Raw genomic sequence first — 24,342 nt, forward strand, 5'->3', positions numbered from 1 at the left:
TGTTTCTGTGTCGACCGGCACAGAATTATGGGCCGGGGTCGGCGGCACACGCATACGCAGGGCACTCACAGAGATTTGGGGTCGGGGATGACTGAGCTGGTGGGCAAGGCCGCGCTGGTGACGGGCGGCAGCCGGGGGATCGGTGCGGCGATCGTGCGGCGGCTCGCGCGGGACGGGGCCGATGTGGCGTTCACCTATGTGAGCCCGGCCGGGAAGGCGAAGGCCGAGGCCGTCGTCGCCGATGTGGCGGCGGCGGGGCGGCGGGCCGTCGCCATCCAGGCCGACGCGGCGGACGCGGACGCGGTGCGGGCGGCCGTGGCGCGGGCGGCCCGGGAGCTGGGCCGCCTGGACATCCTGGTCAACAACGCGGGCGTGTACCCGTACGGGCCGTTCGAGGACGTCACGCCGGAGGAGCTGGACCGCACCCTCGCGATCCACGCCCGCGCCGCCTTCGTCGCCGGGCAGGCCGCCCTCGCCCATCTGCCGCGGGGCGGGCGCATCGTGAGCATCGGCAGCAACCTCGTGCACCGGGTGCCGTTCGGCGGCATCGTCCTGTACTCCATGAGCAAGTCCGCCCTGAGCGGCTTCACCAAGGCCCTCGCCCGCGAACTCGGCCCCCGCGGCATCACCGTCAACGCCGTGCACCCCGGCTCCACGGACACCGACATGAACCCGGCCGACGGCGAGAGCTCCGACTTCCAGCGCGGCATCTCCGCCCTCGGCCACTACTCGGACGCCGACGACATCGCGGCGACGGTAGCCCACCTCGTCGGTCCCGGCGGGCGCACCATCACCGGCACGGAGGTCACGGTCGACGGCGGCACGAACGCGTAGGTCCGGCCCGCGGGCGGGGTCAGCGGCGGGCGGGCTTGAGCGCCGCCTCGATGATGCGCTGGGCGACCGGGTTCATGTCCTGGCCCTTGGCGTCGGTGGAGTTGACCGAGTAGACGAGGACGGTGTCCAGGTTCCGGGTGGCGGCGACGATCGAGTTGTAGCCGTGCCGCCCGCCGGTCTTCAGCCAGACGACCCGCCCGTCGGGTGCCTCGTACCGCATCAGGCCCGCGCTCATCGTGGCGCCCTCGATGTCCGACGGCACCGTGAACATCTCCTCCAGCTGCGGCTTCGGCACGATCCTGCCCTGGAACAGGGCGACGGTCAGCCGCTCCAGGTCGGCCGTCGTGGAGATCATGTCGCCGCCCGCCATCCGGTCCCGCTGGTTCCACTCCGTCACGTCGACCAGGCGCGTCCCGCCGTCCGGCGTCCGCACGGCCTGGTAGCCGCGGTTGTGCGGACCGTGGATGCGTGGGTCGGTGCCGGGGAAGGAGGAGTGCCGCATGCCCGCGCGCTTGAGGACGCGCCGGGTGGCCTCATGCTCGTACGAGTGCCCCGTGACCTTCTCGATCAGCAGCCCGAGCAGCGTGTAGTTGACGCCCAGGTACTCCTGCCTGGTCCCCGGGTCGTACGCGGGTCCCTTCGCGAGGGACGAGGCGGCGACCTCCTGCGGGGTGAGCGTCTCGAAGCGGCGCGCGTACAGTTCCTCGAAGGTCGTGCCCAGTGCGCGCCCCGGCCGCAACCCGCTGCTGTGGTTGAGGAGTCGGCGTACGGAGATGGGCCTGCGGAAGGCGTCGGCGTGCGGGGCGAAGACGTCCGGCAGATAGCGCTGGACGGGCGCGTCGAGGTCGACCTCGCCCTCGGCGGCGAGCTGCAGGACCACGGCCGCCGTCACCACCTTCGTGGTGGACCCGGCCCGGAACCGCCCCTCCGGGTTCGCGTCGCGCCCCGACGTGAGGTCCCGCACTCCTGAACTCCCGTGCCACGACGCCTTCTTCCCCCGCACCCGCACCAGCGCGGCCGTCGCGTCGGCATCGGGAAGACCGGCGATGGCTTCACGCAGCGCCTTGCCGTCGGGCCCCGAGCGGATGTCCGCGGCGACGGCGGCGGGCGCCGGGGTACCGCTGCTCGCGAGGGCGGGCGCGGCGGCGGCCGTGAGACCGAGGACGACGGCGCCGGCGAGCGCGGCGACGAGACCGGCGTGTACGCGCATGAGCTGCTCCAGGTGAGTGACTGGGTGGGTCGGTCTCATCCTGTGCGGTGGGTGGGGGCGGGGGATCGTCACTGGGGAGGGGTGGGGGCCCTGAGGCGGTCCGGGGTCAACTGGCGGGATAGTAAGGGTAGTTGGAGGGGCTAACCCTTAGGGGATGGCTTCTCTGAAGGGTGGCTGCGCCTACGAGGTGGCCGCCTCGCCCCGCTCGGCCCTCTCGCCCCTGTCCTGTGCCGCCATCACCTCGTCCCCGTGCGTGTGTGCCCACACCCCGAACGTCTCGATCGGGGTGAGCAGGGTGCGGCCGAGGTCGGTGAGGGCGTATTCGACGCGGGGTGGGGACTCGGCGTACGCGTGGCGGGTCACCAGGCCGTTGTACTCCAGGCGGCGCAGTGTCGCCGTGAGGATCTTGGGGCTGATGCCGCCGATGCGGGTGCGCAGTTCGCGCGGGCGCAGCGGGCCGTGCCGCAGGGCCCAGAGCGCCACCGCGTTCCAGGTGTTGGCGAGCAGGTCGAAGGCGAGGCGGGCGCGGCAGTCGGCGAGGAGGTCGGTGGGTTCGTGGGGTGGTTCGGTGGTGGGTTCGTGGGGCGGTTCGGCGGTCGGGTCGTGGGGCGTCACGCTTCGCATGGTGCCTGAGGTGCCGCGACCTGGCGAAGGCGGGCCGAGACTTACCGATCGGTGCCCGAGGGGCTTTCTAGTGTCGTCCTCGTATCGGTCATCGGGCCGGAACACCGGGATGTACGAGGGAGAGCGACGCGTATGCGGATAGGGATTCTCGGGGCCGGGAACATGGCCGACGCGCTGGGCACGCAGTGGGTGCGCGCCGGACACGAGGTGTACGTCGGGGCGCGCGACGAGGGCCGGGCGGCCGCCCTCGCCGGGCGGATCGGCGCGGCGGGCCACGGCTCGCTGCGGGCGGCCGCCGAGTTCGGGGACGGCGCGGTGCTGCACGCGCTGCCGTACGCGGCCGGGGCCGAGGTCGCCGCAGGGCTCGCCGACGCCCTGCACGGCCGGGTCCTGGTGGACTGCGGCAACCCCGTCGGCGCGGGCTTCGCGCTGCTCACACGGGGCACCGAAGCCGCCGCCGAACAACTGGCCGCCGCCGCGCCCGGAGCCCGGGTGGTGAAGGCGTTCAACCTCTGCCACGACAGCGTGTGGCGGCTCACGCCGCCCGAGTTCGACGGGCGGCGCCTCGCGGTGCCGGTGTGCGGTGACGACGAGGACGCGCTGCGCGTCGTACGCGAACTGGTGCGGGACATCGGCTGCGTGCCCTACGCCGCGGGCGGCCTCGGGCGGGCCGCCCTTGTGGAGGCGACGGCCGCGCTCTTCATCGGCCTCTGGGTGGGCGAGGGCGTGGACGCGCAGGCCGTCGTGCCGCCGGTCGGCCAGGTGGCGGGCGAGCCCGGTTAGCCCCGGGCTACGGCTTGCGGCCCACCGCGCCGAACTGCGGCACCGGCTCCGCCGCCGGGAACCGCCAGCGCGCGCACGATTCGACGCCCGGGTCGAGGAGGTCGAGGCCCGCCATGAACGACAGGAACTCCGCGCGGGTGCGGCCGGTGATCGGCGGTGTCGCGTTGGCGTTCCAGAAGTCCATGGCGGGCTGGTTGTCCGCGCCGCCGACGTCGGCGTCCAGGGTCGGGTGGGTCATGACCAGGTAACTGCCGGACGGCACCGCGTCCATGAGGGTCCGCACGATGCCGCGGGCCACGTCGGTCTCGGGGATGAAGTTGAGGATGCCCAGCAGCATCACGGCCACCGGCTGCTCGAAGTCGAGGGTCTCGGCGGCGGCCCGCAGGATGCGCTCCGTGTCCCGGGCGTCCGCGTCGATGTACGCGGTCGAGCCCTCGGGGGAGCTGGTGAGCAGGGCGTTGGCGTGGGTGAGGACGATGGGGTCGTTGTCGACGTACACGATGCGCGCGTCGGGCGCGAGGCGCTGCGCGACCTCATGGGTGTTGTCGCCCGTGGGCAGGCCCGTACCGATGTCCAGTAACTGGCGGATGCCCGCGTCGCCCACCAGATGTGCCACCGCGCGGCCGAGGAACGCCCGGTCCGCGCGGGCGACTTGGCCGATGCCGGGGAACATCTCGACGACCTGCTCGCCGACCGCGCGGTCCACCGAGTAGTTGTCCTTGCCGCCCAGCCAGTAGTTCCAGACGCGGGCGTTGTGCGCCATGTCGGTGCGTATCCGCCCGGCGCCGTCGGTGCTGTCGGCGCTGTCGGTGTTCTCCGCGTGCCGTGTGTTCGTGGCGTTCGCCGTGTTCGCTGTGTTCGCCGTGCTCCTTGCGTGCTCTGCGCTCAATCGTGAGGTTCCTTCCCCGTCTCCTGGCGAGGCCGCCGGGGCCCTCGGGACAGCTCGGCGGCGAGTGCGTCCACGCGGTTGGTGGTGATCGAGTCCACCCCGTGGGAGATGAGCTTACGCATGGAGCGTCGGGTGTCGGGAGTCCACGCCGAGACCAGCAGACCGCTCGCGTGCACATGGTCGACCAGGCCCCGACTCACCAGGCCGAAACGGTAGTTGAGCCAGCGCGGGCCGATCGCGGCGAGCAGCGCGGGCCGGGGCGGGGCGAGCGACTTCCAGGTGAGGGCGATCTCCGCGGCCGGGTCCGCGGCCCGCACGGCGAGCATCGCGTCGGGGCCCGCGCAGTAGTACGCCCGGTCGGCGGCACCGCAGTCGCCGATGACGCCGACGATTCCGCGCACCGCCTCGGGGGTCGCGCCCGGGAGGTCCACGAGGACGCGGTGGCCGTCCGTCTCCTTCAGGGCCTCTTCGAGGGTGGGCACGCCGCCGCCGGTCAGACCGCGCACTTCGTCGGCGGACAGCGCGGACAGGGGGCGATCGTGCTCCCAGAGGCGGGTGAGGCTCGCGTCGTGCAGCAGGACGGGGACGCCGTCGCGGGTCGGGCGGACGTCGATCTCCACGGCGTCCGCGCCCCGTTCGAGCGCCGAGCGCAGGGAGGGGAGGGTGTTCTCGCAGACGCGGTAGGGGTCGCCTCGGTGGGCGACGGCAGTCACGGTGCGCATGGCACCCATTGTGGCGGGGGACGGGCCCCGGGGCTGGTCGGCCCGGGGCCCGTCCGCGCGCTCCCGAGTTGTGTCAGGAGGCCAGCCAGTTCTCCGTGTACGCGTCGATCTCGGCGGTGATCCTGTCCTTGCCCGCCCGGTCCAGGAACGACGCCTCGACGCCGTTCTTCGCGAGGGCGGCGATGCCGCGCTCGTCGAGGCCGAGGAGGCGGGCGGCGACGGCGAACTCGTTGTTGAGGTCCGTGCCGAACATGGGCGGGTCGTCGGAGTTGATGGTGACGGTGACGCCCGCGTCCACGAACTGCTTGAGCGGGTGCTCGTCGAGGGTGGCGACGGCACGGGTCGCGATGTTCGAGGTCGGGCAGACCTCCAGCGGGATGCGGTGCTCGGCCAGGTGCGCGAGGAGCTCGGGGTCCTTGGCGGAGCTGGTGCCGTGCCCGATGCGCTCGGCGCGCAGGTGGGTGAGCGCGTCCCAGACGGTCTCCGGGCCGGTGGTCTCGCCCGCGTGCGGCACCGAGTGCAGGCCGGCGGCGATGGCGCGGTCGAAGTACGGCTTGAACTGCGGGCGCGGTACGCCGATCTCGGGGCCGCCGAGGCCGAAGGAGACCAGGCCCTCGGGGCGGATGCCGTCGGTGGTGGCCAGCCGCACCGTCTCCGCCGCCGACTCCAGGCCCGCCTCGCCGGGGATGTCGAAGCACCAGCGCAGGACGACGCCGAGCTCGGCCTCGGCGGTCTTGCGGGCGTCCTCGATGGCGGCCATGAAGGCGTGCTCGTCGATGCCGCGGCGGGTGGAGGAGAAGGGGGTGATGGTCAGCTCGGCGTACCGCACGTTCTGCCGGGACAGCTCGCGGGCCACCTCGAAGGTGAGGAGCTGGACGTCGTCGGGGGTGCGGATCAGGTCCACGACGGACAGGTACACCTGGACGAAGTGCGCGAAGTCCGTGAACGTGAAGTAGTCCGCGAGGGCCTCGATGTCCGTGGGCACCTTCGAGTCGGGGTGCCGGGCGGCGAGGGCGGAGACGATCCGGGGAGAGGCGGAGCCGACGTGGTGGACGTGGAGTTCGGCCTTGGGCAGTCCGGCGATGAACGCTTGTGTCTGCGCGGCGGGCTGAGTCTGGTGGTCGGACATGGGTTCCTCCCCGGAACACGGTGTGATCGGCTGATCGGTCGACCCGTGGGTCGGGGATCATCGTAGGACGCGGATCCCGGCCGGAACCGGGCGGCCACCCGCCCCGCCCCCGGCCGCGACGGCGACTCCTCCCGGGCGGACCGGGCGGACCGGGTGGCTGCCGCAGCCGCTCCCCGGGGCGCGACAAGGCCGCAGCCGCCCCGCCCCCCGCCATGACAGGCCGCTCCCGCAGCCGCCCCGCCCCCCCCGCCATGACAGGCCGCTCCCGCAGCCGCCCCGATACCCCCCGCCATGACAGGCCGCTCCCGCAGCCGCCCCGATACCCCCGCCACGACAGGCCCGCTACCGCAGCCGCTCCCGCGCCTCCATCAGCGCCGACCCCAGCAGGTTCAGCCCCCGCCACCCCGCGGGATCCGCGATCCGCGGATCGTCGGCGGCCAGGCCGACGCCCCACACCCGGTCCACGGGGCTCGCCTCGACCAGCACCCGGTCGCCCGTACCGACGAGATACGCCCGCAGCGCCCCGTCCGACGAGAACTTCCGCACCGACCCCTCGACCACGATCCCGAAGCGCTCCCGCTCCCAGACCTGATCGTCGAAGTCCCGCACGTGCCGCCCCGCCCGCTTCGCCTCGGCGGGCGTACGCGCCGCGAGCGCCGCCCGCTCGGCCTCCGCGTCACCGAAGAGGCGGGCCTTCCGGGCCATCATCCAGTGCTCCGCCGTCGCGTACGCCACGCCGTCGGCCGTGAACGGCGAGGGCCACCACTGGCTGAAACAGCTCGCCCCCAGCGCACCGTCCCGGCGCGGGGCGTGCCCCCAGAAGTACAGGTACTCGGCCCCGCCCTTCCCCGTGTCCTCCCCTGTGAAATCCCTCATGCACGCCACCCTGGCAGGCACCACTGACATTCCGTCCCTCCTTTTCCAAGCCGACTCGACACCTGGTCGACAGATTCCGTCGCGTAACCAAAAGGCAACAACGGAATCACTTGTTGGGCTATCGGCCCTCTGTCAGGATCGGCACTCAAATCGATCTGGAACTACGCCGACCCTCTCGGGACGGGGCGGCCGGCGGAGGAGAGCGTCATGCACACATTCCAGGCGCGGGACCGTTTCGCGGACGGCGCCCAGTACATCGCGGGACGCCTCACCCAGGGCACCTCGGGCCGCACCCACGCGGTCGTCGATCCGGCCACGGGCGAGGAGGTCCTGACGTACGAGCTCGCGGGCCCCAAGGATGTCGACACCGCCGTCGCCGCGGCCGCGGCCGCGTACGACGGCTGGGCGGCCGCCGGCCCCGGTGAGCGCTCCGACGCCATGCACCGCTTCGCCGGGGAGCTGTCCGCGCGCGCCGAGGAGCTGGCGCAGGCCGAGTCCCTGCAGTGCGGCAAGCCGATCAAGCTGAGCCGCGAGTTCGACGTGCCGGGGACCATCGACAACACCTCCTTCTTCGCGGGCGCGGCCCGCCACCTGCAGGGCCAGTCGGCGGGGGAGTACGACGGCGGCGACCACACCTCGTACGTACGCCGCGAGCCGATCGGTGTCGTCGGCTCCATCGCGCCCTGGAACTATCCCCTCCAGATGGCCGCCTGGAAGGTCCTGCCGGCCATCGCCGCGGGCAACACCATCGTCCTGAAGCCCGCCGAGCTCACCCCCTTCACGTCCCTGCTCTTCGCCGAGGCCGCCACCGCCGCCGGGATCCCCGACGGCGTCGTCAACATCGTCACCGGCGCGGGCAAGGAGGCGGGCGAGCACCTGGTCGGCCACCCCGACGTCGTCATGACGTCCTTCACCGGGTCGACCGGCGTCGGCAAGCGCGTCGCGGAGGTCGCCACCGCCACCGTCAAGCGGCTGCACCTGGAGCTCGGCGGCAAGGCGCCCTTCGTGGTCTTCGACGACGCCGACCTGGAGGCCGCCGTGCACGGGGCCGTCGCGGGCGCCCTCATCAACAGCGGCCAGGACTGCACGGCCGCCACGCGCGCGTACGTGCAGCGGCCGCTGTACGACGCCTTCGTGGCGGGCGTCGCCGACCTGATGGCGACCGTGCGGCTCGGCGACCCCTTCGACCCGGCCACCGACCTCGGCCCGCTCATCTCGCACGCGCACCGCGACCGCGTCGCCGCCTTCGTCGACCGGGCCCGCTCCTCCGCGCGCGTGGTGACGGGCGGCGCGGCCCTCGACCACCCGGGCGCGTACTACCGGCCGACCCTCATCGCGGACGCCGCGCAGGACAGCGAGGTGGTGCAGGCGGAGATCTTCGGCCCGGTGCTCGTCGTGCTGCCCTTCGACGCGGACGCCGACGGCATCCGCCTCGCCAACGACACCCCCTACGGGCTCGCCGCCTCCGCCTGGACCCGGGACGTCTTCCGCGCCAACCGCGCCACCCGCGAGATCAAGGCGGGCTGCGTCTGGGTCAACGACCACATCCCGATCCTCAGCGAGATGCCGCACGGCGGCTACAAGGCGTCCGGCTACGGCAAGGACATGTCCGCCTACTCCTTCGAGGAGTACACGCAGATCAAGCACGTCATGTTCGACAACACCGCGGTGGCCAGGAAGGACTGGCACCGCACGATCTTCGGGGACCGCTAGCCGCACGCGGGGACGGGCGCCGCGCGACCGGGCGGCGCCCGCCCGCTCACCTCCCGAAAGGGCAGAAAGCGCATGGAGCAGTACGAGCCCGACACTGTGTCCCCGGCCCAGCTCGCCGCCATGCGGCGCAGCCTGCGCGGCGTCCCCGCCGCCATCGGCCGCCGTTCGGTGCTGCGCGCCTCCGCCGGCGGTGTGCTCGCCGCGGGCGGGCTCGGGGCGCTGAGCGCCTGCGGGATCCCCGCCGCCGGAAAGGGCGAGGGCGGCATCGCCGCGGACGACCGCTCGGACAAGGAGAAGCGGGTCAACTTCTCCAACTGGACCGAGTACATGGACGTCGACGAGGACGAGCGGCGCCCCACCCTCGACGCGTTCACCGAGCGCACCGGGATCAAGGTCAAGTACACCGAGGACATCAACGACAACAACGAGTTCTTCGGCAAGGTCAAACCGCAGCTCGCCGCCGGTCAGGACACCGGCCGGGACCTGATCTGCGTCACGGACTGGCTCGCCGCCCGCCTCATCCGCTTCGGCTGGGTGCAGAAGCTCGACCCGGCCCAGCTTCCGCACGCCTACGCCAACCTGTCCGCCCAGTTCCGCTCGCCCGACTGGGACCCCGGGCGCGCGTACTCGTACCCCTGGACCGGCATCTCCACCGTCATCGCGTACAACAAGAAGGCGACCGACGGGGAGAAGATCACCTCGGTGTCGCAGCTCCTGGACGAGCCGAAGCTCAAGGGGCGCGTGGGCTTCCTGTCCGAGATGCGCGACACCATGGGGATGGTCCTGCTCGACCTCGGCAAGGACCCCGCGAAGTTCACCGACGACGACTTCGACGCGGCCGTGGCCCGGCTCCAGAAGGCCGTCGACAAGAGGCAGATCCGTCGCTTCACCGGCAACGACTACACCGCCGACCTCGACAAGGGCGACCTCGCCGCGTGCGTCGCCTGGGCCGGTGACGTCGTCCAGCTCAAACTCGCCAACCCCGACATCGAGTTCGTCATCCCCGACAGCGGCTACCTCACCTCGACCGACAACCTTCTGATCCCCAACAAGGCGCGCCACAAGCGCAACGCCGAACGGCTCATCGACTACTACTACGAGCCCGGGCCCGCGGCCCGTCTCGCCGCCTACATCAACTACGTGTGCCCCGTGGACGGCGTCCGCGACGCACTCGCGAAGATCGACCCCAAGGCCGCCGCGAACCCGCTGATCCTCCCCGACAAGGAGATGGCGGCGAAGTCGCACGCCTTCCGCTCCCTCACCCCGAAGGAAGAGACCGCCTACGAGGGCAAGTTCGCGAAGCTGACCGGTTCCTGACATCGACCGGTCCCCGACACCGGCCTTCCGGCTCCCCGCCCCCAGCGGTAAACACCTCGACCTCCTCTGGACGCCAACATGACGACTGCTCAAGAACACGGCGGCGACGTCCGCCTGACCGGGATCAGCAAGACCTACGGTTCCTTCACCGCCGTGCACCCGCTCGATCTCACCGTGCCCCAGGGCTCCTTCTTCGCGCTGCTCGGCGCCTCCGGCTGCGGCAAGACCACCACCCTGCGCATGATCGCGGGCCTGGAGGAGCCCAGCAGCGGCACCGTCCGCCTCGGCGAGCAGGACGTCACCGCGCTGCCGCCCTACAAGCGGCCCGTGAACACGGTCTTCCAGTCGTACGCGCTCTTCCCGCACCTCGACATCTTCGAGAACGTCGCCTTCGGCCTGCGCCGCCGCGGCATCAAGTCGGTGAAGAAGCAGGTCGGCGAGATGCTCGACCTGGTCCAGCTCGGCGAGCAGGCCCGCAAGAAGCCGCACCAGCTCTCCGGCGGCCAGCAGCAGCGCGTCGCCGTCGCCCGCGCCCTCATCAACCACCCCAAGGTGCTGCTCCTCGACGAGCCGCTCGGCGCCCTCGACCTGAAGCTGCGCCGCCAGATGCAGCTCGAACTCAAGCGCATCCAGACCGAGGTCGGCATCACCTTCGTGCACGTCACGCACGACCAGGAGGAGGCCATGACGATGGCCGACACCGTCGCCGTGATGAACGGCGGCCGCGTCGAGCAGCAGGGCGCCCCCGCCGACCTGTACGAGAACCCGGGCACCACCTTCGTCGCCAACTTCCTCGGCACGTCCAACTTCATCGAGGCCGAGGTGGCGGAGGTCAGCGGCGAGGACGTGTTCCTCAAGGCGGGCGGCGGGAAGCTGACGCTGCCCAAGGCGCGATGTACGGCGTCGGTCAGCGCCGGCGGCACGGTCCTGGTGGGCGTACGCCCGGAGAAGATCTCGCTCACGCACGCCGACGACGCGGGCGCGATCCCGGACGGCCGCAACCGCATCACCGGCCGCATCGCCGACTCCAGCTTCATCGGCGTCTCCACGCAGTACGTCGTCGACAGCCCCGTCTGCGACGCCTTCGAGGTGTACGCGCAGAACATCGAGCGCGACACCCGGCTCGCCCCGGGCGCGGAGGTCGTCCTGCACTGGAACCCCGCGCACACCTTCGGCCTGGACGCGGACCAGGACGTCGAGGCGGGCGTGGAGAAGGTCGAGGAGGACGCGTGAGCACCCTCACCGAGGCCGCGCCCCCCGAGGCCGACGAGCCCCCGGCGCGCCCGCCCCGCAAGCGCGGCCGCCTCGTCCCCTACTGGCTCCTGCTGCCCGGCATCCTCTGGCTGCTCGTCTTCTTCGCGCTGCCGCTCGTCTACCAGGCGTCGACCTCGGTGCAGACCGGCTCCCTCGAAGAGGGCTACAAGGTCACCTGGCACTTCGCCACCTACTGGGACGCGCTCGGCGACTACTGGCCGCAGTTCCTGCGCTCGGTCCTCTACGCGGGCGCCGCCACCATCCTGTGCCTGCTCCTCGGCTATCCGCTGGCCTACCTGATCGCGTTCCGCGCGGGCCGCTGGCGCAACCTGATCCTCGTCCTGGTGATAGCGCCGTTCTTCACCAGCTTCCTCATCCGCACGCTGGCCTGGAAGACGATCCTCGCCGACGGCGGCCCGGTCGTCGGCGCCCTGAACAACCTGCATCTGCTCGACGTCACCAACTGGCTCGGCGCCACCGACGGCGACCGCGTCCTCGCCACCCCGCTCGCGGTGGTCTGCGGCCTCACGTACAACTTCCTGCCGTTCATGATCCTGCCGCTCTACACCTCCCTGGAGCGCATCGACGGCCGCCTGCACGAGGCGGCGGGCGACCTCTACGCCCGGCCGTCCACCACCTTCCGCAAGGTGACGTTCCCGCTGTCGATGCCCGGCGTCGTCTCCGGCACCCTGCTCACCTTCATCCCGGCGGCGGGCGACTACGTCAACGCCGATCTGCTCGGCTCCACCGACACCCGCATGGTCGGCAACGTCATCCAGACGCAGTTCCTGCGGATCCTGGACTACCCGACGGCCGCGGCGCTCTCGTTCATCCTGATGGCCGCGATCCTGCTCATGGTCACGTTCTACATCCGCAAGGCGGGGACGGAGGATCTCGTCTGATGGCCGTTCTCTCGGCATTCTTCCGCTGGCTGCGCCGGAATCTCGTCGTCATCGCCGGACTCGTCACGCTCGCCTATCTGCTGCTGCCCAACGTCGTCGTCACGGTCTTCTCCTTCAACAAGCCGAAGGGCCGCTTCAATTACTCCTGGCAGGAGTTCTCCCTGGACGCCTGGAAGGACCCGTGCGGCGTCGCCGACATGTGCGGCTCGCTCTCGCTGAGCCTGCAGATCGCGTTCTGGGCGACGCTCGGCGCGACCGCGCTCGGCACGATGATCGCCTTCGCGCTCGTGCGCTACCGCTTCCGCGCGCGCGGCGCCGTGAACTCGCTGATCTTCCTGCCGATGGCCATGCCCGAGGTCGTCATGGCCGCCTCGCTGCTCACGCTGTTCCTCAACATGGGCGCCCAACTCGGCTTCTGGACCGTCCTGATCGCGCACATCATGTTCTGCCTGAGCTTCGTCGTGACGGCCGTGAAGGCGCGCGTGATGTCCATGGACCCGAGGCTGGAACAGGCCGCCCAGGACCTCTACGCCGGGCCCGTGCAGACGTTCCTGCGCGTCACGCTGCCGATCGCGGCGCCCGGGATCGCCGCGGGCGCGCTGCTCGCCTTCGCGCTCTCCTTCGACGATTTCATCATCACGAACTTCAACGCCGGATCCACCGTGACGTTCCCCATGTTCGTCTGGGGATCCGCGCAGCGGGGCACGCCCGTTCAGATCAATGTGATCGGTACGGCGATGTTCCTGATTGCCGTCCTTCTCGTGGTGGCAGGAATGCTCGTCGGAATGCGCCGCAAGAAGAAGTCGCTCTGAGCGACGACACGTCGTCTCCCTGAACTCCGAAGGAGTGGAAATCATGGCCCCAAGCGCCATGACCCGCTGGACCAAGTCCCTCGCCGAGGCCAAGCCGGTCTCGTTCTGGCTGGACGACCCCGAGAAGCCCGACCCCGAACCCGCCCTGGTCGGCGACGAGCGCTGCGACCTGCTCGTCGTCGGCGGCGGCTACAGCGGCCTGTGGACGGCCTTGATCGCCAAGGAGCGCGACCCCGGCCGCGATGTCGTCCTCGTCGAGGGCCGCGAGATCGGCTGGGCCGCCTCCGGCCGCAACGGCGGCTTCTGCGCCGCCTCCCTCACCCACGGCCTCCCCAACGGCCTGGCCCGCTGGCCCGGCGAGATCGCCCGCCTGGAGGAGCTGGGCGCCCGCAACCTCGACGAGATCGAGGCCGCCGTCGCCCGCTACGGCATCGCCTGCGACTTCGAGCGCACCGGCGAGATCGACGTGGCGACCCAGCCGCATCAGCTCGCCGAGCTGCACGAGATGTACGAGGAGATGGACGCGCTCGGCCTCGCGGGGGGCGCCGAGATGCTGGACGCGGACGCGCTCCGCGAGCAGGTGGACTCGCCCACGTTCCTCGGCGGGTTCTGGGACCGCGACGGCGTCGCCATGCTGCACCCGGCGAAGCTCGCCTGGGGCCTCAAGCGCGCCTGCGTCGACCTCGGCGTGCGCGTCTACGAACACACCCCGGCCCTCCGACTCGCCTCGCCCGGCGCGGGCATGGCCGTCCGCACGCCCTACGGCAGGGTCTACGCCCGCCAGGTCGCGCTCGGCACGAACGTCTTCCCGTCCCTGGTCAAGCGCGTGCGCGCGTACACGGTCCCGGTGTACGACTACGCCCTGATGACCGAGCCCCTGACCCCCGACCAGCTCGCCGCCATCGGCTGGCAGAACCGGCAGGGCCTCGGCGACGCCGCCAACCAGTTCCACTACTTCCGGCTCACCGCCGACAACCGCATCCTGTGGGGCGGGTACGACGCCATCTACCCGTACGGCGGCAAGGTGCGCGCCGAGTACGACCACCGCCCCGCGACGTACGCGAAGCTCGCCGGGCACTTCTTCACCTGCTTCCCGCAGCTGGAGGGGGTGAGCTTCACGCACGCGTGGGGCGGCGCGATCGACACCTGCTCGCGCTTCTCGGCGTTCTTCGGCACGGCGTACGGGGACCGGGTCGCGTACGCCGCCGGGTACACCGGACTCGGCGTCGGGGCCACGCGGTTCGGCGCCGACGTGATGCTCGACCTGCTCGCGGGCGAGCGCACGGAACGCACGGAGCTGGAGATGGTCCGCTCCAAGCCGCTGCCGTTCCCGCCCGAGCCGTTCGCCTGGACCGGGGTGGCGCTGACCAAGTGGTCCCTGGCCCGGGCCGACGAGAACGCCGGGCGCCGCAACGTATGGCTCCGCACGATGGACAAGATGGGACTCGGCTTCGACAGCTGACCCGGAGATCCACCGGCGTACGCCGCTCCGCTCCGTGACGCGCTTCACTACCACTCAGTAGTGGAACCTGCGTAATGCTCTGCCCCGAGGCGGCTCTCCCTCGTGACACGCGTACGCGTGCCGGACGAGAGGAAGGTTCGCCATGACGGGCTCAGGGACGAAATCGGCGGTCGAGTGGCTGGTGTCGGTGGCATCGGATCCGGACGCCTGCCGCTGGGAATGGGAACGCAACCCCCTAGGGGTCGTCCTGCTCCCGGCCGGCAGGCTCTGGGACGTACTCATCCTGCCGGGCGAACTCGGCTATCCCACGCTGGACGTGCTGGCACGGGTCGTGGACCAGCCCGGTCCGGTCCTCGCCGACTTCGGCGACGCCCGGATGGGCTTCTTCGTACCCGCGGGCACGGTCGCGCGCTGGGTGGGCACGGGGGTGCGCGGCGCGGGCCGCGGCACCTGGATCGTCGTGCCCTACCCCGGCCGGTCCACCGGTGGCGTGCGCTGGCTGATCCCACCGGACGGCTCGGGCACGCTGGTCGATCCGGCGCTCCTCGAACTGGCGATGCACGAGGCAGCGGCGTCGCTGGTGCGGGCGGAGCGGGGCGGGGAGGGAGCCGGGCCGGAAGTGGGCGCTGAGGGCGGCGGGGACGGCGGGGAAGACAGGGACGCCGAGGAGTGAGCGGCCCACCGCTCCGGTAGCCGCCGGACACTCGCTCAGCACCGCGGGACACCCCCTGCGCATGGCGGGGGCGGTGCTGCCCGAAGTCTTGACAACAGCATTGGTCTGGACCATCTTGAGCGCGTCCTGCTCTCCATCCCCCCACCCCCCGGAGGCAGTTGTGGACCGCTCACGCTTCCGCACACCCCTGCGCAGGCCCAGACTCCTCACCGCGGCCGCCGCACTCGCGCTCGCGGCTTCCGGCCTGCTCGCCGCACCGAGCACGGCGGATTCGGCGTCCCCGGCGGACACCGTGTCCCCGAAGGCCCCGGCGGCCCCGGCGACTTCGGCGCGCGCCGACGCCAAGGCGCTGCCCGCGCACGCCCTCGTCGGCTATCTGCACGCCAGCTTCGCCAACGGCTCCGGCTACACGCGCCTCGCGGACGTACCCGAGAGCTGGGACATCATCGACCTGGCCTTCGGCGAGCCCACCTCGGCCACGTCCGGCGACATCCGGTTCGGCCTCTGCCCGAAGACCGAGTGCCCGAACGTCGAGACCAAGGACGAGTTCAAGGCGGCCATCAAGGCCAAGCAGGCCCAGGGCAAGAAGGTCCAGATCTCCATAGGCGGCCAGAACGGCCAGGTGCAACTGACCACCACCCAGGCCCGCGACAAGTTCGTCTCCTCGGTCTCGGCCATCATCGACGAGTACGGCCTGGACGGCCTGGACATCGACTTCGAGGGCCACTCGCTGTCGCTGAACGCCAACGACACCGACTTCAGGAACCCCACGACCCCGGTGATCGTGAACCTGATCTCCGCGGTGAAGACCCTCAAGGCCAAGTACGGCTCCGGCTTCACCCTCACCATGGCCCCGGAGACGTTCTTCGTGCAGCTCGGCTACCAGCACTACGGCCCCGGCCAGTGGGGCGCCGACCCGCGCGCGGGCGCCTACCTGCCGGTCATCCACGCCCTGCGCGACGACCTCACCCTGCTGCACGTCCAGGACTACAACTCGGGCCCGATCATGGGCCTCGACAACCAGTACCACCAGATGGGCGGCGCGGACTTCCACATCGCCATGACCGACATGCTCCTCACCGGCTTCCCGGTCAAGGGCAACACCGCCCACGTGTTCCCGCCGCTGCCTCCTGAGAAGCTCGCCATCGGCATGCCCGCCTCGGTGAACGCGGGCAACGGCCACGTCTCCACCGGCGAGGTCAACAAGGCCCTGGACTGCCTGACGAAGAACACCAACTGCGGCTCCTACAAGCCCCACGGCACCTGGCCCGCCCTGCGCGGCCTGATGACCTGGTCCATCAACTGGGACCGCTTCAACAACTGGGAGTTCTCGAAGAACTTCGACCGCTACTTCGGCTGATTCGACAGCTACTTGGGCTGACCGGACACGCGAGGCGCGGCCGCACGCGTGGACCCCGGTGCGGTGGACCGCGGTGAGTGCTGGTCCGCGGTCGGCTCTCGACCGTACCGTGCCGTGCTCGCCGCCATGACGAGGAGCAGGATGCCGCCCAGGCACCAGCTGGCGAGGACGTCGATCGGCCAGTGGTAGCCCCTGCGGACCAGGCCGTAGCCGACGCCGAGGTTCAGCAGGGCGCAGGTGAGGGTCAGGGCGCGGCGGGTGTTCGGGCGGGGGAGGTGGGGGAGCAGGAGGAGGGTGGCCGCGCCGTAGGCGACGGTGGCGGTGGCGGTGTGACCCGAGGGGTAGTAGCCGGTGCCGTCCATGCCGGGTGGGCCGGTGCGGTCGACGGCCAGTTTCAGGGGGATCACGAGGAGCGGGACCGCCGTCATCACGAGGACGGCGGTGAGGGGCGGTGGCCACCAGAGGGCGGTGCCGACCCGGTGGGTCCGCCAGGCGGTGTACGCGGCGACGACGGCGAGGACCGGCACGGCGACCGTCATGTTCCCCAGGTCCGCGAGGAGTTCGGCGGCGCCGGTGGGCAGCGGGCCGTCGGCGAGGGCGCGGCCGACGCGTTCGTCGAGGCGGCGCAGCGGGCCGTCGGCGGCCACCTGCCAGGTGAGCAGCGCGAAGGCGAAGGCGAGGCCGATTCCCAGGAGGAGGGGGAGACAAGTGGTCGGCCGCCTCGGAACAGGGGGGGTAGTTCCGAGGCGGCCGAGCTGACCGGGCTGCCGCACGCCCCGGGGGGTTTGGGGCGGGCGGCCATCCGATCGGTGAGGAGTTCCGGAGCCGTAGGCTCCAGGTGTGCGCGCGAAGGCACGCCCAGGGCGGGGCTGGGGAGGCTCCGACCCGGTGTCGCCCCCGGTTTCCCGAGGGCGGGGTGTTTCTCTCATCTGCAGAAACCGTACGTCAGGGGGAAGGGGGCCGACAGACAGAACGGTATCCCGACATGGGGCTCCCACACGTTCTTCACAGGCCCTGCCCGTCACCCCTGGTCACAGCTTCCACACGGCGTGAGGTCGGTACATGTCAGGGGTGGTTCCGCGCCATGGGGAGCGCGGTTCTGGAGTGGTGTTCGGCCGGGTACGTCGGTGACGTACCCGGCCGAAACGGATCATGCGGAGGCCCGGAGCCAGGACCGGATTCCGGGCTCGGAGCCCGGACCGGACCCGCGCTCCGATCAGACCTCGGCGAACGCGGCCTCGATGATGTCCATGCCCTCGTTCAGGAGCTCGTCGCCGATCACCAGCGGCGGCAGGAAGCGCAGCACGTTGCCGTACGTGCCGCAGGTCAGGACGAGGAGGCCCTGGGCGTGACAGGCCTTGGCGAGCGCGCCGGCCGCCGCCGGGTGCGGCTCCTTGGTCGTGCGGTCCTTGACCAGCTCGATCGCGATCATCGCGCCGCGGCCGCGGATGTCGCCGACGATGTCGTACTTCTCGGCGATCGCGGCGAGCCGCGCCTTCATCGTCGACTCGATCTTCTTCGCCTTGGCGTTGAGGTCGAGCTCCTTCATCGTCTCGATGGCGCCGAGCGCGGCGGCGCAGGCCACCGGGTTGCCGCCGTAGGTGCCGCCGAGGCCGCCCGCGTGCGCGGCGTCCATGATCTCGGCGCGGCCGGTGACGGCGGCGAGCGGCAGGCCGCCCGCGATGCCCTTGGCCGTCGTGATCAGGTCCGGTACGACGCCCTCGTGCTCGCAGGCGAACCACTGGCCGGTGCGGCAGAAGCCGGACTGGATCTCGTCCGCGACGAACACGATGCCGTTGTCGGTGGCGAACTTGCTGATCGCGGGCAGGAAGCCGGTCGCGGGCTCGATGAAGCCGCCCTCGCCGAGCACCGGCTCGATGATGATCGCGGCGACGTTCTCCGCGCCGACCTGCTTGGAGATCTGGTCGATGGCCTGGGCGGCGGCCTCAGGGCCGGCGTTCTCGGCGCCGGTCGGCCAGCGGTAGCCGTACGCCACCGGGACGCGGTAGACCTCGGGCGCGAACGGGCCGAAGCCGTTCTTGTACGGCATGTTCTTCGCCGTCAGCGCCATCGTGAGGTTGGTGCGGCCGTGGTAGCCGTGGTCGAAGACGACGACGGCCTGGCGCTTGGTGTACGCGCGGGCGATCTTGACGGCGTTCTCGACGGCCTCGGCGCCCGAGTTGAACAGCGCGGACTTCTTGGCGTGGTCGCCCGGCGTCAGCTCGGCCAGGGCCTCGGCCACCGCCACGTAGCTCTCGTACGGCGTGACCATGAAACAGGTGTGGGTGAAGTCCTGCAGCTGGGCGGAGGCGCGGCGCACCACGGCCTCGGCGGACGCGCCGACGCTCGTCACGGCGATGCCGGAACCGAAGTCGATCAGGCGGTTGCCGTCGACGTCCTCGATGATGCCGCCGCCGGCGCGGGCCGCGAAGACAGGCAGCACGGAGCCCACGCCGCCCGCGACCGCGGCGGTACGGCGGGCCTGCAGCTCCTGGGACTTCGGCCCGGGGATGGCGGTGACGACGCGGCGCTCCTGCGGAAGGTCGGTCATGAGGGCTCCTGGGGGTGGGTCGTGCGGACGCGTGCGACGCGCGCCTTCTCCGACGCTCGTCTTTCGGACGCTTCTGGCTTTTCTCCGCAGGTTAGGGGCGGGGAAGGGGGTCGGGCATGCTCCACGGGGGAGATGTTGGGCGTGGCGGTTGTCCGTGGTGGACATACCGGTGAACAGAGGTGTGTCGCCGCCGGTGACACCGATCTGTCCGCCGCCGGGTTCCGTACGGGTCCGCTGCCGGGTTTCGTGCGGGTCCGCCACTGGGCTCCGTGCGGGTCCGGTACCGGGGCCACCGCGGTGTCCGCCGCTTTGTCCGGTACGGACACCGCGGACCCACGGGCCGGGTGGCGTGTTCGGCGCGCACGCCGCCTAACTGCGGGGCGTGGGCACTAGATTGAGCCGCGAACCACCGTGAACCACTGGACAGGGCAGGTCAGGGGGCAAGGGCCATGACTTCCGACGGCACGCACGACGCTCGCGGTACGCACGCCACGCCGGTGCCGCGTCCGGCGCCGCGCCCCGTGTCGCCGCAAGGCGGCAGGAGCGACGCCGAGCACGCCATCGGCGACGCCCGGCGTGACCCCGGACGCGCCGGGAACGGCGTGGCGCGGGCGGGGGACGGGGGTGCGCGTGCCGGGAGCGGTGGCGCGCGTGCCGGGCAGACCGGGCAGACCGCGAAGACCGGGCAGACCGGGAAAAGCGGCGCCCCGCACGCCCTTCCGCCCCGGCCCACCCGCGCACCGGGCGCCGCCGTCCTCACCGAGGGCGAGGAGTTCCTCGCCTGGCTGCGCGCGCCCCGCCCCGCGACGGTCCCCGGAGTCTGGCGGTTCGGGCACCGGCCGCGGCCCGAGCAGGAGCCGGAGGTCGTCCCGACCCGGCAGCTCCTGAGCGGCGCGGTGATCGCCTTCCTGGTGGGCTGGCTCGTCTGGTCGCTGCTGTGGAACGGCTATCTGGGCGGCTGGTGGGTCGTACCGCTCGAACTGTTCCTGCCGGACGCGTGGATCTACACCGGCGACAGCGTCGGCAACGCCATCGTCTGGAACACGTACTACACCGCCATCGCCCTCGGCATCATGGTCGCCGTCGGCCGGATCGGCCGCTGGGGCGAGGTGTGGCGCCGCTTCATCGCGCCCCGCTTCCAGCGCCCCGCGCCCGCCGCCCCGCCGCCCCCGCCCGGCGAGGACCCCGCCGAGTGGCCCAAGCTCCGCGCGGGCGGTGCCGGAGCCGCCGCCGACCGGCTTGCCGCCGATGCCCGCGCGGGCCTCATGCGGGACATCGACGTCGCCCGTATCGCCCGCGCCTGGCGGTCCGTGCGCTCCGGCAACAGCCCCCTGGAGACGTTCACCGACGCCGTCGTCCGCGAGGGCGCCGCCGCCTGCCCGCATCCCTCCGGCGTCCGCGACCTGCCCGCGCGGGCCGCGCGCCACGACCTCGCCACCGCGCAGGTGCGCATCGGCACGACGGTGGACGACCCGCGCAACCCGTACGCCTACCGGGCCACCGGCCTCGCCCTCGGCCCCGAGCTGATCGGCACCTCGCTGCTCGCCGTCGGGCCCGCCGGGTCCGGCAAGACCGGCACGGTCGTGTGGCCGCTCGCCGAGGCGCTGTGCCTGCAGGCCCTCGCCGGGCGCGCCGCGGTCGTCGTCGTGGGCGCGGCGGGCGCGGGGCTCGGACCCGGTGACGCGTACGACGTGGTGGTGCGGATCGGGCACCCGGACTCCGTGTACGACCTCGACCTGTACGGCGGTACGGCCGACCCCGACGAGGCCGCCGCGGTGCTCGCCGAGGCACTGGTCGGCGACCTCGTCGACCCGCACCCCGGGGCCGACAGCCGCCGCTCCACGACCGTCCTCGCCCAACTCCTCGGCCCGTTCCACGCGGTCCACGGCCGCTTCCCCGGCGTACCGGAGCTGCGCGCCCTGCTCGACGGCGTGCCCGGCCCGCTCGCGGCGCTCCGCAAGGCCCTGGAGGACTCCGGGCAGGAGGTCATGCTGCGGGAACTCGACGCCCGCGAGCGGCAGCTCGGGCACCCCGGCGACCCCGGCGCGATCCTCGCCGACCGCCTCGCGCTGCTCGACCGGCCCGCGTTCGGCGCGTTCTTCGACACCTCCGGCCAGACGACGCCGTTCTCGCTGCGGGCCCTCGACCATCCGGTACGCGTCCGCATCGACCTGCCCGAGCGCGGGCACGCGGACGCCTCGCGGATCCTGGCGCGGCTCGTGCTCGCCCAGTTCACCGCGTCCGCCGCCGTACGCGAGGACCGCTCCCTGTTCGCCTGCCTGGTCCTCGACGACGCCACCGGCACCGTGACGCCCGAGGCGGTGCGCCGCATCCAGCGCCTGCGGTCCGCGAACGCGGGGGTCGTCATGACGCTGCGTACGTTGGACGACGCGCCGCGGCCGCTGCGCACGCCCCTGCTCGGTGCCGTCGGCTGCCGCATGGCCCTCTCCGGGCTCACCCCGTGGGACGGCCAGGACTTCGCTGAGGTCTGGGGCAAGGAGTGGACCGAGGCACGGGACGTCACCGACCGCCAGATCATCGCCGAGACCCCGGCGGGCAAGGCCGTCCACATCCTCCGCCGCGTCATCACCGGCCAGGCCCCCACCGCCCGCGCCATCACCGTCCGCCAGGTCGAACGCGAACGCTGGTCCGCCTCGGAACTGGCCCACGCGGTGCCACCGGGGCACGCCGTGCTGTCGCTGACGGATGTCCGGGGGGAGCACGCGCCGCCGTTGTTGGTGGATCTGCGGGGGTGAGGTGGGGGCGACGGGCGGGCCGGTGGGCTTGACCTCGGCTGACGTGCGTCGCCCGCCCGGGCGGGCTCGTCGAGCTGATTCCGGTGAACCCGTGCCGCTGCTCCCGGCGGGCTCGCCGCGCTGATTCCGGCCTGCCCGCGTCGCTGTCTCTCGTGGATCCGCGCCGCTGTTCCTGGCTGCTTCTCGTGGACCCGCGTCGCCGCTTCCGGCGGATCTGTGCGTGTGGGGGAGGCCGGCCTCGGCAGACGTGTGCCGTCGGGGCCGGTTGCCGTGGCGTTGCATCCGGCGGGACCCCGGGCGTCGTTCCGCGTGGGCCCGCCTGGCTGACTCCGGCGGGCGTGTGCTGCCGCTTTTGGCGGAGCTGCGGGGGTGGGTTCGGTGGGACCCGCGGAGCCGCTTCCGGCGGGTCCCGGCGGGCGGATTCCGGCGGACCTGCGCTGCCGCCCGGACCGGCGTAACCCCGGCGCGGGCAGAGGGCGCGCGAAAGCGCGAGTGCGCCTGCGGCGTGCGGAAAAGGGCGACGGCTATACCTCGCAAGCCGCCCGGGGCGACCATACGGTGAGGCAGAATCGACAGCAGCCGTCATACGCGACGGCCAAAAGATCAACTGGTGATCCCTCGGCGGCCCGGCCCGGCGGACGGCTCACCGGCACCCGCCCGCACAGCACCCGCGCCACCCTCCACGCCAGCACCGCACCCGCCCGCAGCACCGCGCCTGCCTCCGACCGCAGCACCGCACCCGCACCCGCCCGCGGTCCCGCAGACCGGACTCCGCCGTACGACCTGAAGGTCCCATGCCGCCCACGCTCGCCTCGCTCGTCCACCACTCCGCGCTCAAACTCACCGTGCGCGCGGGCGAGGACCGCCTGGACACCCCCGTGCGCTGGGCCCACGTCAGCGAACTCGCCGACCCCGTGCCGTACATGGAAGGCGGCGAGCTGCTCCTGATCACCGCGCTCCAACTGGACGCGGAGGACCCGGAGACCATGCGGCGCTACGTGAAGCGGCTCGTCGGCGCGGGCGTCGTCGGCCTCGGCTTCGCGGTCGGCGTGAACTACCCCGACATCCCCGACGCGCTCGTCGAGGCCGCCCGGGCGGAGGAGCTGCCGCTCATCGAGGTGCCCCGCCGCACCCCCTTCCTCGCCATCAGCAAGGCCGTCTCCGCCGCGATCGCCGCCGACCAGTACCGCGCGGTCACCGCCGGTTTCGCCGCCCAGCGGGAGCTGACCAAGCAGGCCCTCGGCGACGGCGCGCAGGGGCTGCTGGGCGCGCTCGCCGGGCAGGTCGACGGCTGGGCCGCGCTGTACGACGCGTCGGGCGCCGTCGTCGCCACCGCGCCCGAGTGGGCCGCCCGGCGCGCCGCCCGCCTCACGCCCGACGTCGAGCGGCTGCGGGAGCGGCCCGCGCCCGCCAGCCTCGTCGTGGCCGGGGCCGACGACCGGGTCGAGCTGCACACCCTCGGCACCGGACGGCGGCCGCGCGCGGCACTAGCCGTCGGCACGGCCTCGACCCTCGGGACCGCCGAGCGGTACGCCGTGCACTCCGCGATCGCCCTCCTCACCCTCACCACCGAGCGGTCCCGCTCCCTCCAGGCCGCGGAGGCCAGGATCGGCTCCGCCGTGCTGCGGATGCTGCTCGCCGGGGAGCCCGATCACGCCCGGGCCGTCGCCGGTGATCTGTACGGCGGGCTGCTCGACGCGCCGTTCCGGCTGGTCGTCGCCGAGGCGGCCGGGCCCGTGGAGGCGGCGGGCGAGGCGGCCGGGGCCGCCGCGGGGGCCTGGACGACGGAGCTGGTCGACGCCGTCGAGTCCGCCGCGGCGCGCTTCGGCGAGGCGCTGCTCGTCGTGCCCTACGGGGAGCGGCTCGTGCTGCTGGTCGCCGACGGTGGGGCCGCGCAGCTCGCCACCGTCGAGTACGCGGCGCTGCTTGATTCCCGGCGGGCCGAGGGGCGGGAGCAGCCCGACGAGCCCGGGCCGCTCATGGGGCTCTCGGCGCCCGCCGGGCCCATCGCCGCCGCGCCCGCCTACAAGCAGGCCGAGCAGGCGTTGTCCGTCGCGCGGCGGCGGGGGCGGTGTCTCGTGGAGCACGAGGAGCTGGCAGCGGGGTCGGTGCTGCCGTTGCTCGCGGATGACGCCGTGCGGGCGTTCGCGGACGGGCTGCTGCGGGCGCTGCGGGAGCATGACGCCACCGGGCGGGGGGACCTGGTCGCCTCGCTGCGGGCGTGGCTGTCGCGGCACGGGCAGTGGGATGCCGCTGCCGCTGATCTCGGGGTGCATCGGCATACGTTGCGGTACCGCATGCGCAGGGTCGAGGAGATCCTCGGGCGCTCGCTGGACGATCCGGATGTCCGGATGGAGCTTTGGCTGTCGCTGAAGGCGACTTCGGCGGCGGGGGAGTAGGGCTGGTCCCTCGCGGGTGCGCCCCAGTCCCGCCCCTTTCCCGTAACCAGGAGCGCTGCGCCCCTGGACCCCAGCC

The 24,342-nt window shown here is 72.4% G+C and carries 19 protein-coding genes and 1 pseudogene; 12 read left to right on the forward strand and 8 right to left on the reverse strand.

All coding sequences use genetic code 11. From position 1 onward, the window contains the following. Window positions 1–87 precede the first annotated feature (87 nt). A complete protein-coding gene (locus IE274_RS34730) occupies window positions 88–834 on the forward strand; it encodes an SDR family NAD(P)-dependent oxidoreductase (protein ID WP_190119917.1) in 747 nt (248 codons plus the stop codon). Window positions 835–853: 19 nt separating this feature from the next. Here IE274_RS34730 and IE274_RS34735 read toward each other — a convergent pair whose 3' ends face one another. Beyond that, window positions 854–2,044, reverse strand: coding sequence for a serine hydrolase domain-containing protein (locus tag IE274_RS34735; RefSeq protein WP_190119918.1), 1,191 nt, complete (start codon window positions 2,042–2,044; stop codon window positions 854–856). A 180-nt stretch (window positions 2,045–2,224) separates the two neighbouring features. Further along, the gene (locus IE274_RS34740) at window positions 2,225–2,551 is read right to left on the reverse strand and encodes a winged helix-turn-helix transcriptional regulator (RefSeq protein WP_229910004.1); all 327 of its coding nucleotides are present in this window, start codon (window positions 2,549–2,551) and stop codon (window positions 2,225–2,227) included. A 249-nt stretch (window positions 2,552–2,800) separates the two neighbouring features. On the opposite strand from IE274_RS34740, the gene IE274_RS34745 reads away from it, so the two are divergent. Further along, a complete protein-coding gene (locus IE274_RS34745; protein WP_190119920.1) occupies window positions 2,801–3,451 on the forward strand; it encodes an NADPH-dependent F420 reductase in 651 nt (216 codons plus the stop codon). 7 nt (window positions 3,452–3,458) lie between these two features. On the opposite strand, the gene IE274_RS34750 is transcribed toward IE274_RS34745, so the two are convergent. From IE274_RS34750 to ybiA, 4 genes are all read right to left on the reverse strand, one after another. Next, window positions 3,459–4,226, reverse strand: coding sequence for an SAM-dependent methyltransferase (locus tag IE274_RS34750; RefSeq protein WP_268255602.1), 768 nt, complete (start codon window positions 4,224–4,226; stop codon window positions 3,459–3,461). 110 nt (window positions 4,227–4,336) lie between these two features. Beyond that, a complete protein-coding gene (locus IE274_RS34755; RefSeq protein WP_190119921.1) occupies window positions 4,337–5,062 on the reverse strand; it encodes a glycerophosphodiester phosphodiesterase in 726 nt (241 codons plus the stop codon). Between the two features lie 73 nt (window positions 5,063–5,135). Next, entirely contained in the window at window positions 5,136–6,191 is a 1,056-nt protein-coding gene (locus IE274_RS34760; protein WP_190119922.1) for an adenosine deaminase, read from the reverse strand. A 342-nt stretch (window positions 6,192–6,533) separates the two neighbouring features. Continuing rightward, on the reverse strand, window positions 6,534–7,067 hold the full coding sequence (gene ybiA, locus IE274_RS34765) for a riboflavin biosynthesis intermediates N-glycosidase (protein ID WP_229910001.1): 534 nt from the start codon (window positions 7,065–7,067) through the stop codon (window positions 6,534–6,536). Window positions 7,068–7,274: 207 nt separating this feature from the next. On the opposite strand from ybiA, the gene IE274_RS34770 reads away from it, so the two are divergent. The 8 genes and pseudogenes from IE274_RS34770 to IE274_RS34805 all read left to right on the forward strand — a co-directional run. Then, window positions 7,275–8,780, forward strand: a complete 1,506-nt coding sequence (locus tag IE274_RS34770) for a gamma-aminobutyraldehyde dehydrogenase (protein ID WP_190119924.1) — start codon at window positions 7,275–7,277, stop codon at window positions 8,778–8,780. Between the two features lie 72 nt (window positions 8,781–8,852). Beyond that, complete coding sequence (locus IE274_RS34775) at window positions 8,853–10,097, forward strand: polyamine ABC transporter substrate-binding protein (protein WP_190119925.1); 1,245 nt, start codon at window positions 8,853–8,855, stop codon at window positions 10,095–10,097. A 78-nt stretch (window positions 10,098–10,175) separates the two neighbouring features. Next, window positions 10,176–11,330, forward strand: coding sequence for an ABC transporter ATP-binding protein (locus IE274_RS34780; protein ID WP_190119926.1), 1,155 nt, complete (start codon window positions 10,176–10,178; stop codon window positions 11,328–11,330). After that, window positions 11,327–12,253, forward strand: a complete 927-nt coding sequence (locus IE274_RS34785; RefSeq protein ID WP_190119927.1) for an ABC transporter permease — start codon at window positions 11,327–11,329, stop codon at window positions 12,251–12,253. The genes IE274_RS34780 and IE274_RS34785 overlap by 4 nt, the downstream gene beginning before the upstream one ends. Next, window positions 12,253–13,065, forward strand: coding sequence for an ABC transporter permease (locus IE274_RS34790; RefSeq protein WP_190119928.1), 813 nt, complete (start codon window positions 12,253–12,255; stop codon window positions 13,063–13,065). Before IE274_RS34785 ends, IE274_RS34790 begins: the two co-directional genes overlap by 1 nt. A gap of 43 nt (window positions 13,066–13,108) precedes the next feature. Next, window positions 13,109–14,527, forward strand: a complete 1,419-nt coding sequence (locus IE274_RS34795; protein ID WP_190119929.1) for an NAD(P)/FAD-dependent oxidoreductase — start codon at window positions 13,109–13,111, stop codon at window positions 14,525–14,527. A gap of 142 nt (window positions 14,528–14,669) precedes the next feature. Next, window positions 14,670–15,200, forward strand: coding sequence for a hypothetical protein (locus tag IE274_RS34800; RefSeq protein ID WP_190119930.1), 531 nt, complete (start codon window positions 14,670–14,672; stop codon window positions 15,198–15,200). A gap of 346 nt (window positions 15,201–15,546) precedes the next feature. Next, window positions 15,547–16,560, forward strand: a pseudogene (locus IE274_RS34805) (chitinase); the annotation flags it as partial. Between the two features lie 8 nt (window positions 16,561–16,568). Here IE274_RS34805 and IE274_RS34810 read toward each other — a convergent pair. Together IE274_RS34810 and gabT are read right to left on the reverse strand one after the other, a co-directional pair. Beyond that, window positions 16,569–17,207: a phosphatase PAP2 family protein gene (locus tag IE274_RS34810; protein ID WP_307821981.1), complete on the reverse strand. Its 639-nt coding sequence runs from the start codon at window positions 17,205–17,207 to the stop codon at window positions 16,569–16,571. Between the two features lie 569 nt (window positions 17,208–17,776). After that, window positions 17,777–19,111 carry a 4-aminobutyrate--2-oxoglutarate transaminase gene (gabT, locus tag IE274_RS34815; protein ID WP_190119933.1) on the reverse strand — a complete coding sequence of 445 codons (1,335 nt, stop codon included), beginning with the start codon at window positions 19,109–19,111 and terminating at the stop codon, window positions 17,777–17,779. A 449-nt stretch (window positions 19,112–19,560) separates the two neighbouring features. Between gabT and IE274_RS34820 the strand changes: the two genes are divergently transcribed. Further along, the gene (locus IE274_RS34820; protein ID WP_190119934.1) at window positions 19,561–21,867 is read left to right on the forward strand and encodes an ATP-binding protein; all 2,307 of its coding nucleotides are present in this window, start codon (window positions 19,561–19,563) and stop codon (window positions 21,865–21,867) included. A gap of 794 nt (window positions 21,868–22,661) precedes the next feature. Next, entirely contained in the window at window positions 22,662–24,266 is a 1,605-nt protein-coding gene (locus tag IE274_RS34825; RefSeq protein ID WP_190119935.1) for a PucR family transcriptional regulator, read from the forward strand. Window positions 24,267–24,342 lie beyond the last annotated feature (76 nt).

Source organism: Streptomyces flavofungini (assembly GCF_014650815.1).
GTDB classification, from domain to species: Bacteria; Actinomycetota; Actinomycetes; order Streptomycetales; family Streptomycetaceae; genus Streptomyces; species Streptomyces flavofungini.

Coding starts and splice junctions, on each gene's coding strand:
- IE274_RS34795 (WP_190119929.1), top strand. CDS start 13,109: ATGGCCCCAAGCGCCATGACCCGCTGGACCAAGTCCCTCGCCGAGGCC.
- gabT (WP_190119933.1), bottom strand. CDS start 19,111: ATGACCGACCTTCCGCAGGAGCGCCGCGTCGTCACCGCCATCCCCGGG.
- IE274_RS34770 (WP_190119924.1), top strand. CDS start 7,275: ATGCACACATTCCAGGCGCGGGACCGTTTCGCGGACGGCGCCCAGTAC.
- IE274_RS34735 (WP_190119918.1), bottom strand. CDS start 2,044: ATGCGCGTACACGCCGGTCTCGTCGCCGCGCTCGCCGGCGCCGTCGTC.
- IE274_RS34800 (WP_190119930.1), top strand. CDS start 14,670: ATGACGGGCTCAGGGACGAAATCGGCGGTCGAGTGGCTGGTGTCGGTG.
- IE274_RS34775 (WP_190119925.1), top strand. CDS start 8,853: ATGGAGCAGTACGAGCCCGACACTGTGTCCCCGGCCCAGCTCGCCGCC.
- IE274_RS34755 (WP_190119921.1), bottom strand. CDS start 5,062: ATGCGCACCGTGACTGCCGTCGCCCACCGAGGCGACCCCTACCGCGTC.
- IE274_RS34730 (WP_190119917.1), top strand. CDS start 88: ATGACTGAGCTGGTGGGCAAGGCCGCGCTGGTGACGGGCGGCAGCCGG.
- IE274_RS34825 (WP_190119935.1), top strand. CDS start 22,662: ATGCCGCCCACGCTCGCCTCGCTCGTCCACCACTCCGCGCTCAAACTC.
- IE274_RS34790 (WP_190119928.1), top strand. CDS start 12,253: ATGGCCGTTCTCTCGGCATTCTTCCGCTGGCTGCGCCGGAATCTCGTC.
- IE274_RS34745 (WP_190119920.1), top strand. CDS start 2,801: ATGCGGATAGGGATTCTCGGGGCCGGGAACATGGCCGACGCGCTGGGC.
- IE274_RS34820 (WP_190119934.1), top strand. CDS start 19,561: ATGACTTCCGACGGCACGCACGACGCTCGCGGTACGCACGCCACGCCG.
- ybiA (WP_229910001.1), bottom strand. CDS start 7,067: ATGAGGGATTTCACAGGGGAGGACACGGGGAAGGGCGGGGCCGAGTAC.
- IE274_RS34780 (WP_190119926.1), top strand. CDS start 10,176: ATGACGACTGCTCAAGAACACGGCGGCGACGTCCGCCTGACCGGGATC.
- IE274_RS34760 (WP_190119922.1), bottom strand. CDS start 6,191: ATGTCCGACCACCAGACTCAGCCCGCCGCGCAGACACAAGCGTTCATC.